The sequence below is a fragment of the Komagataeibacter kakiaceti JCM 25156 genome (assembly GCF_000613305.1).
In genome coordinates this window covers 1-8,181 of record NZ_BAIO01000079.1, presented here as the reverse complement: position 1 = coordinate 8,181, position 8,181 = coordinate 1, and the positions used below count along the sequence as shown (strand labels likewise).

Annotated in this window: 9 protein-coding genes and 2 pseudogenes; 2 read left to right on the top strand and 9 right to left on the bottom strand. The window is 58.1% G+C overall.

Going from position 1 to position 8,181, the window contains the following annotated elements; genetic code table 11:
* Positions 1-198, top strand: a pseudogene (locus JCM25156_RS22205) (BMP family ABC transporter substrate-binding protein); the annotation flags it as partial.
* Positions 199-465: 267 nt separating this feature from the next.
* On the top strand, positions 466-1,575 hold the full coding sequence (locus JCM25156_RS06820) for a class I SAM-dependent methyltransferase (RefSeq protein ID WP_159104977.1): 1,110 nt from the start codon (positions 466-468) through the stop codon (positions 1,573-1,575).
* A 103-nt stretch (positions 1,576-1,678) separates the two neighbouring features.
* Here JCM25156_RS06820 and JCM25156_RS28755 read toward each other — a convergent pair whose 3' ends face one another.
* From JCM25156_RS28755 to JCM25156_RS22190, 9 genes and pseudogenes are all read right to left on the bottom strand, one after another.
* On the bottom strand, positions 1,679-1,909 hold the full coding sequence (locus JCM25156_RS28755) for a hypothetical protein (RefSeq protein ID WP_148299351.1): 231 nt from the start codon (positions 1,907-1,909) through the stop codon (positions 1,679-1,681).
* 95 nt (positions 1,910-2,004) lie between these two features.
* Entirely contained in the window at positions 2,005-3,141 is a 1,137-nt protein-coding gene (locus JCM25156_RS06810) for an FkbM family methyltransferase (protein WP_025812571.1), read from the bottom strand.
* 388 nt (positions 3,142-3,529) lie between these two features.
* Positions 3,530-4,903, bottom strand: a complete 1,374-nt coding sequence (locus JCM25156_RS06805; protein ID WP_025812570.1) for an amidohydrolase family protein — start codon at positions 4,901-4,903, stop codon at positions 3,530-3,532.
* A gap of 264 nt (positions 4,904-5,167) precedes the next feature.
* A pseudogene (locus JCM25156_RS22200) lies at positions 5,168-5,721 on the bottom strand (cupin domain-containing protein).
* 99 nt (positions 5,722-5,820) lie between these two features.
* Positions 5,821-6,447: a T4SS efffector SepA family protein gene (locus JCM25156_RS06795; protein WP_407637112.1), complete on the bottom strand. Its 627-nt coding sequence runs from the start codon at positions 6,445-6,447 to the stop codon at positions 5,821-5,823.
* 91 nt (positions 6,448-6,538) lie between these two features.
* On the bottom strand, positions 6,539-6,733 hold the full coding sequence (locus JCM25156_RS27805) for a hypothetical protein (protein WP_084296471.1): 195 nt from the start codon (positions 6,731-6,733) through the stop codon (positions 6,539-6,541).
* Positions 6,733-7,374 carry a PQQ-dependent sugar dehydrogenase gene (locus JCM25156_RS22195; protein WP_159104976.1) on the bottom strand — a complete coding sequence of 214 codons (642 nt, stop codon included), beginning with the start codon at positions 7,372-7,374 and terminating at the stop codon, positions 6,733-6,735. Before JCM25156_RS22195 ends, JCM25156_RS27805 begins: the two co-directional genes overlap by 1 nt.
* A gap of 68 nt (positions 7,375-7,442) precedes the next feature.
* Positions 7,443-7,667 (bottom strand): hypothetical protein, encoded by a 225-nt coding sequence (locus tag JCM25156_RS29375; protein ID WP_159104975.1) that lies wholly within the window; start codon positions 7,665-7,667, stop codon positions 7,443-7,445.
* Positions 7,668-7,716: 49 nt separating this feature from the next.
* On the bottom strand, positions 7,717-8,181 hold a 465-nt coding region (locus tag JCM25156_RS22190; protein ID WP_034958693.1), incomplete at its 5' end, for a response regulator.

Below are 8,181 nucleotides of genomic sequence, written 5' to 3'. Positions count from 1 at the left end.
TGGGGCCGCCGCGTGCCGCAGGAAGTCCGTGACCGGGCGGATGCCGTACGCACGCGCATCATGAACGGCTGGTCACCCTTCGTCGGCCCGCTGCGTGACCAGCACGGCACGCAGCGCCTCGCCCCGGGGGAGGTCATGAATGACCTTGAACTCTATCACTGGAACTGGGCGCTGGAGGGGGTGAGCGGGCTGCCATAGCGCGGCCCGTGAACCATCCCGCCCATGCGCGGAAGGTGGCCCCGACAGTAAGATTGTAATTTCAATAAAGACATGGGATAATGTCCGTTTGCAGGTATATGCTCTGTAAACACAGTAATTGGCGGAACGAAACGAGACATGGGAAATACTTCTGAGATGCAGGATGTCAGGAATCTTGTAGATAAGCTTCCTGAAATATATCAGCCTATATTTGGGCATCCGGAATTGTCTAAAACAGCCCGTCGGCCTTCCGATGACCGGCTGGAAATGATTTTACACATCTACGGTAAAATGTCCGCCTACCTGAAGCGCCCGCTGAAGGTTCTGGATGTCGGGTGCGCGCAGGGCTTCTTCTCGTTGAATCTGGCGAAGCACGGCGCCACTGTAACGGGCATCGACTTTCAGGAAGAGAATATCAATCTCTGCAAGGAACTTGCCAGAACCAGCGGTCTCGACGTCAATTTCGTGCGGACCGACGCCAAGGAATTCCTGGAGCAGGAAAAGCTTGGTTACGACCTTATATTAGGGTTCAGTATTTTCCACCACGTCATCAACCGCGACGGGATTGATGTGGTCCGCAAGATCCTTGAAAAACTTGCCAGGGATGGCGCGTCCCTGCTGCTTGAAATGGCGCTGAAAACGGAACCGCTGGCATGGGCGCGCGCCCAGCCCGCTGACCAGCGGCAGTTCCTCAGCGGGATCGGTTTCGTGCATGAGATGAAGACCCATGCAACGCATCTGTCGAAGATTTCCCGCCCGACATTCTTCTGTAGCGATAAATTCGTGCTGCTGAACGAATTTTTTGATGCCTTCGACTGGATGAAATCCGGCAATGGCATCAGGACGTTCTCCTGCGGCAACAACATTGTGCAGATCAGCCATTCCAGCGCGAAAATCGGTTACCAGAAACTGGAAATGGAAATCCGCGCGCTACAGAAAATGGATGCGTCGAACGAAAAAGATAAATGCGGAATAACGGATTTCAACATAGACGGCGATGAACGCTGGATTGTCCGTGACAAGATCAATGGGGAATCCCTGAACGACCTGATCAGGCAGGGCAAGAGCTACGACCCGTACAAGGTCGTGATGGATATCCTTGATCTTCTGGAAGGCTTTGAGTCACAGGGCCTTTATCATAACGATGTGCGGATCTGGAATGTCATTATCGATGGCAAGGGGAAGGCCAAGCTGATTGACTTCTCCTCGCTCACGCAGGATTCAAAGGATTGCGTGTGGCCGCATGATCTTTTCCTGTCCTTCATGATTTTCATTGTGGAGGTTCACAAACGGTCCGTTCCCGCAGGTGTCGCGTGCCGTAATGTGACCATCAGCCGTTTGACCTGCCCGAGCCGTTCCGTTCCGCATTTTCCATGATATGGAAAATGCCGCGCAATGACTGGACTTCAGGCTGCTGAAGCTGCTGTGCGGTTACGCGAAGGATAACAAGGCTTCTTCCGGCCAGATGTATGGTGACGATTTATGGAAGCAGGCCGTGGAATCCCTTCTGACCTTCCATACGCATGAAGACGCCCGGATTTCCAGGAAGAAATAACTGACTGACAGAAACGGTAAAAGTTTTTGGATGCCGCCTTTTTCCAAAAAGGCGGCGTTTCCCGAAGCTTTTTGAAAAAAATCCGCCATAAACTTCAACAGGATTTGCGGGCTGTCCTGAAGGCAGGCGTTTCAGACCGCCTGCAGGGGCTTCCATATAAGGCCGGAATATGAACTGACCGATGCTGGTATTCCGGCCTGATTTGTTTCGGTTATACTGTATGGGGCAGGGCAGAAGCTGCCGTTTTTTCTCTACCGGACCGCGTAAAAGAAACCATTGCCTGCCGGGGGGGAGCGGTCGATGACCGTGAAATCGGCATCCTTCAGAAGAGTGATAAGGTTTTCCTGGTCCTTGTCATAATCGATTATATGCCATTCCACCATGAAAGCCTTGACCTCCGATAGAAGATTGGTATCGGCAAGGTTTTGTAAAATATTATATTCCGCGCCTTCACAGTCGATTTTCATGATGATGTCACAATCGGGGTGACTGCTCCTGACCTGACGCAGGGCGTTGGCCGCGGTCTGCATCTGCAGTTCCATGGCAATGCCGTCCCTGTCCGTATTGCGTGTGGAGCGGGAACCTGAATCACTGGTGTCAGCTACGTTGAACAGAATATTTCCTTCAACATCGGACAGGCCGATATTGAAAGGTATGATCTTTTCAGCCAGTTTCGGGTTCAGGCCCAGATTGGCCATGCCCCGGTTGTAGGTGGAAAGGAAAGGTTCGTATGAATATACTTTCTGGACCGCGCTGTTCTGGGCGAACTGCATGGAGACCAGGCCAATATTCATGCCCACATCCATGACAACGGTTGGCCCCTTACGTGCGAAACGATAGACCTGATCCACAAAAATTTCATGGATCAGGTTAAGATCATCGGGCTCCCGGGCATAAAAATCGATGCCCCCCTTGGACAGGACAACGTCATTATCCCTGACAGCTACCCGGAAACCAAGTTCATAATAATGGCGTAATGCCTGAACATGTTCCCGAAGGAACGTCGGCGCGTTCTGATCGACCGTTGGAAATAAAAGGGCGGAAACAGGCGTTGATGCCTCGCTTACGGGGCGGTACACATCCATTTCCAGCCGGGAATTGCCGTAAACCCCGATCCGGTATTCCACGAGGGATTTCTGCCGCAGGCTGAACAGGACTTCAAAATGGGATGTCCCGGCCCGAAGTTCACCCGCCGTGACGTATTTGACCCCGACAATTTCCTGCCCCCGGTTAATGGCGACATCGGCCATCGCAACAAAATCATCATCCACGCATCCGCTCAGATCAATGGCGGCGATCCGGAAAACAGCCTTGTAGTTTCCCTGCGCGCGGAATTCATAAGGCCCCCAGATCACATGCCCGCTTTTACCGAATTCCGTTTCGGCCATGCTGGCGCCATGAATGTTTTTTGCATAACTTATACTGTTATTTAACAATGGCTCGGGTCCTTATCTGCCAGCGTAATAAACGCATTTGCCCAAACGCTTGAGAATCATGCCCTGTCGGTGGTGTTTATCAATCGGGCCGGATCGTCACGGATTCATATCCGCAATGAGGGCTTTGTATGTTTCATCGCGCATACATTCGGCACCTCCCCCCGCCGGAAACATCGGGCGAGTGCCTCAAGAAGTCCGAATCCTGAATAAAGTTCCTCCGGACCGTGAAATAAAATGTAATTTTATGCATTCCCGTCACGCAGGCCATGGGGACCACCGGCAGCACGCGCGGAAATGCGTGGCGGGTGCGCTCCCGCCACGCCAGATGACTACAAGGTTGTTACAACGCCGGTCCGAACGCCCGGCGTCCGGCCACCCAGACCGTGCGGATGTTCGGTCGCCCCATATTGCACAGGATCTGCTGGGCAATATCCTCGGGCGCGTAATCGCTGTCTCCGGCGGGGGGAAACATGATATTGCTGCCCGGCGCCGCGCGGTCGATCAGCAGGGCGTCAAACGCCATGCCCGGCTCAAGCTGGCCCGCCGTAATATCGAGTGCCGCAGTGCCGCCACGCGTGGCGAGCCACAGCCCCTCCGCAAAGGTCAGGCGTGTGCCGGGGCGGCCACGCCGCTGTGGGGGCAGGGCGGGATCATTGCCGGTATCCAGCATGCGCGCGGCGGTGACCGCCATGGCGGCGTTATGGGCCACGGAAGGTGAATATCCCCCCGATATATCCGTACCCAGCCCCACATGCACGCCCGCCTGCCATGCCTGCCGCAGGGGCAGTACCGCGCCTGCGAAATAGGCGTTGGAGAGCGGGCAATGCGCAATGGCCGCACCGCGTGCCTGCACCAGCGCCATGTCATCAGCACTCATGAAGCATGAATGGGCCAGCACGGTGCCGCGCCGCAGCAGCCCGAAGCGGTCCAGCGCCACGGTATCGTTCACCCCCATGCGCTGGCGCACGTAATCGTGCTCCCAGTCACTTTCGGAGCAATGGGTCTGGATCAGGCAATCTTCCGTCGCCGCAAGCGCGCCCAGCCCGTGCAGCAGCCCATCGGTGCAGGCGGGAATGAAGCGTGGGGTCACCATGGGGCGCACCAGACCGTGTTCATTGCCGGGCAGGGCGCGCACGGCGTGGATGAACCGGCGCGAGGCGGCCAGCGCCTGCTCGATGGATGGATTACGGTAATTCGTGGGGCACAGGGTGGGATCATCCATCGCCACCAGCCCGACATGCGCCCGCAGTCCATGGCGCAGGCAGGTACGGGCCAGAACCAGACTGCTTTCTTCATGTATGGTGGCAAAAAATACCGCCGTCGTGGTGCCATTGGCCAACAGGGTGGTGACCATCTGCTCATAGACCGGGGCGGCAAAAGCCGGATCGGCAAAGCGGGCCTCAAGCGGAAAGGTGCGCTGCTCCAGCCATTCGCGCAGCGGCAGGTCCAGCGCGCGTCCCATCTGCGGCCACTGGGGGGCATGGACATGCAGGTCGGCAAAGCCGGGCATGAGCAGTTGCGCGGGTGTGAGGTCATGCACGGGCATGCCGCAACGTGCCGCTTCATCCAGCAGGGCCGTGGCGGCGGGCGTATCCGCCCCATGGCTTGCCACAATCAGGCCATCGGCACCCACATGCAGCACGCGGCGCTCCATGGTGACATGCCGGGCGCTAGCGGGATTGAGCACATGCCCGCGTATGACAAAATCACCCATGTGGTCCCGGCCCTTTATCTGTTACCAATCCGGTCCTTTATGACCCCAATGGCGCATTCTGTACAGTCCGAAACCGGCGCTGGCGCATAAAGCCTGGGGCGGGGCGAGGGACGGAATATAGGGAGGCGGGAAAAACCCTTGTAAACACAGCTGAAATTACGAAACGCAGGTTTTTTCCACAGGGTTATCTTTCCGACTATCCCCGGAATCTGTGGATAAGACGGGCAGGGTCAGGAAAGCCTGAAGCCGTTTTGCCGCCAAGCACTAACGATAACGGCAGGGCTGGTTGATAACTGGCGCGCTGGCGGACTGGATGACCATAAGCGTGACCGGGCCATCGCTATATTGCCCGCGTCATGGCCTTTCATGCCTTTGTAAGGGCCGGTTTGCATGGGGCGTACGTTCTGGTCCTCGCCAAACAGGATGTCGCCGGGGCCCATCACCACACGGGTGCCATCCATTGCCTGTACATACCAGCTTCCCTGCAAGGGGACGATCCATTGCGGTTTCGGGTCGGGATGCCATGTACCGTTCCAGTGCGCGGGCTGCACCGTCATCATGATGGTGGCCGACTGCTGCGGCATGGGATCCTGCCACTGCGGGCCTGCGGGGGGCGACATGCTTTTGAGGAAAAAATCATGCACCGGACAGGTGGAGATGTGGCTTATCCCTTTATCGTCCGTCCATAAATGCCGGTAGAATCGCTGCGGCGCGTCCGGTGCGGATGCTGCTGGCGGGGCAGGGGATGCCGCGGAAGCGGGTGGCACAAGTGCGGCCAGCAGCAGGCCGGCGGAAAGCAGCGTGGGGCGGACAGGCATGGCAATCCTCTTTGCGTGGGGCCTTGAGTGCATATCGCCCCGGCTACCTGCCTTCAGGAAACGGGGGATATGGATACAGGCCAATACAGACATGTTTTCCTATCGGGCCGGGATGTAGAATTCTCCCGTTGTGCCGGGAAACGCCACATTGGCCCGATCTCTCCACACAAACCTTACTTTCAGGGAGCATCCCAGCGTCCGCGCCGCGTGACTGATCGCACGCCATGCGCCGTTGGCGTCCTGTCCCTGCACGGAAATATCGACATCGGCAAGGTGTCTGTAACCTTCATCCGTCTTTAAGCCTTTTACGAACCTTACGACCATATTTTTCTGCAGGTCTTCCCGGTTCGTGGCTGCCATGGCGACTTTTCGTACAAACAGGTTCAGCAACCCGTTCCATGTGGTTTCGGACCGGAGCGGGGGCTTTCCATCAATTTCAACATTGATCAGCTTGGTATGGGTCAGGTCGGGCGGGGTGAACGGATTGAAGCAGGTCACATTATTTTCGATATTCCTGCCGCCATCCGTCTTTGTCTTCTCGTAATTATCAAGAATCTTATTGATGACACTTTCTATGGTGTCCACCAGAGGTTCGGCATGTTCCTGCAATCTGGAGAAGGTTCTGTCGGTTAATTCTATCATTGGCGCCATCTTGGAGATTCCCGTTCCAGCATTCGTAAAAGCCTTATACCTTGACGGACGCAGGCAGGCAACCATTTCCGTCATTTCGTCCACCCTGAAATTTTCCGGATATTTCCGCCGGTTTCCCGCCTCTGGCTGACTGATCGGGTTACATCCGTAGGCCGGGTATTCTCCTTTACGGTGCGGATGGTGTCGCGCCGTAGGTCAAGCGGTAGATCGCGCCTGACTGGTCATCGCTGATCAGCATGCTGCCATCGGGCAGGGGCTGCACGTCGGCCGGGCGGCCCCAGGCGTCCTGCCCCTGGCGGAAGCCGCTCACCAGCACGGCGGGAGGCTGTGGCGCGCCATTCGCGTTGAAATGAACGCTCACTACCTGATCACCCCGCAAGCTGGCTGCGGTTCCATGATCCATGTTCGGCAATCATGATGTTGCGTGATAGGCGGCTGGAAACTGGCTGCCTTCATAAAACCGCAGCCCCAGCGCCGCGACATGCGCGCCCAGCAGCAGGGCGGGCGGCGTGAATTCGCTGCATGCGTGCTGCCTGCCGAATTGCGGGTCCGGCACATTGCCTGATGGCAGTAGGGATAACCAAAGGACTGGCCCACCCTGTCCAGCCGGTTCAGTTCATCGGCGGGCACGTCATCGCCCATGTTGTCGCGCCCGTTATCGGTAAACCAGAGGGTATCCGTGCCCGGTCGCCATGTCAGGCCGACCGAGTTGCGGATGCCGAACGCCACGTCGCGCCGGTCCGTGCCATCGGGGGCCATGCTGATGATCCGCCCGAACTCATGTCCTACATCGCAGATGTTGCATGGCGCGCCGATGGGCACATACAGCCGGTTATCCGGCCCGAAGGCGATGAATTTCCATGAATGATCGCCCGGCCTGTACGGCAGTTCCGCGCCCACGGGTTCGGGCCGGGGTGGCGTGTCGAGATGGTTTTCAATATCGCGCAGCACCACGATGCGGTTCATGTCCGATACATACAGATCCCCCTCGTGAAAGGCCACGCCCACGGGCAGGTTCAGTCCGTGGGCGATGGTGCGGACCCTGACCGGCCCGCCGCCGTCAAGCCCGCTCAGGGCATAGACCTGCCCGCGCCCATGCTGCCCACGAAAAGGGTGCCCCGCGCGCCCACCGCCATTTCCCGCGCGCCGGGCACCTGATCGGTGACGAGGCTGACATGAAAGCCCGGCGGCGTGCGCAACAGTTCCACAGGCACGGCGGCCCGCGCGATGGTGGGGGTCAGGACCAGCGGCACCATGTATGACCGCAGGGCGCGGGAAAGGGGGGAACAGGTCATGACGGGTCTCCTTACCCGCATATGCCCCCATCCACGCGCGGCGGCGGGATCAGGACAGGATGCGGCATATCTTCTCGGCCAGGGCGGTGGCGCAGTAGGGCTTGCGCTCCATCGGCACATCATGCAGGTCGGCGGGAATAAGGGTGCGGTCGGCATAGCCGGTGGCGAAGATGAAGGGCACCCCGCGTTCACGCAGCGCGCGGGCGATGGCGATGGAATTTTCCCCGCCCAGGTTTACATCCAGTATCGCCACATCCGGCACGCGGGTATTGATGGCCTTCAGCGCTTCGTACACCGAGGCCACAGTGCGGACCTTGCCGATCCGGGTTTCCTCGATCGCCTGTTCCGCCTCCATCGCGATCAGGAACTGATCCTCCACCAGCAGGATGTCGGCGTTGCGCACTTTTTTCTCCATCGCGGGAACAGGTGGGGGCGCGGGATCGGGCTCGGCCCCGATCCGGGTGGCGGGGGCCGTGCTGACATGGCGGCCGGGCAGGTTCAGCGTCACATGCAG

Bases quoted from the DNA above. Each gene is read 5' to 3' on its own strand.
- JCM25156_RS06820 (WP_159104977.1), top strand. From the start codon at position 466: ATGATTTTACACATCTACGGTAAAATGTCCGCCTACCTGAAGCGCCCG.
- JCM25156_RS28755 (WP_148299351.1), bottom strand. From the start codon at position 1,909: ATGGAAGCCCCTGCAGGCGGTCTGAAACGCCTGCCTTCAGGACAGCCC.
- JCM25156_RS06810 (WP_025812571.1), bottom strand. From the start codon at position 3,141: ATGGCCGAAACGGAATTCGGTAAAAGCGGGCATGTGATCTGGGGGCCT.
- JCM25156_RS06805 (WP_025812570.1), bottom strand. From the start codon at position 4,903: ATGGGTGATTTTGTCATACGCGGGCATGTGCTCAATCCCGCTAGCGCC.
- JCM25156_RS06795 (WP_407637112.1), bottom strand. From the start codon at position 6,447: ATGACGGAAATGGTTGCCTGCCTGCGTCCGTCAAGGTATAAGGCTTTT.
- JCM25156_RS29375 (WP_159104975.1), bottom strand. From the start codon at position 7,667: ATGACCTGTTCCCCCCTTTCCCGCGCCCTGCGGTCATACATGGTGCCG.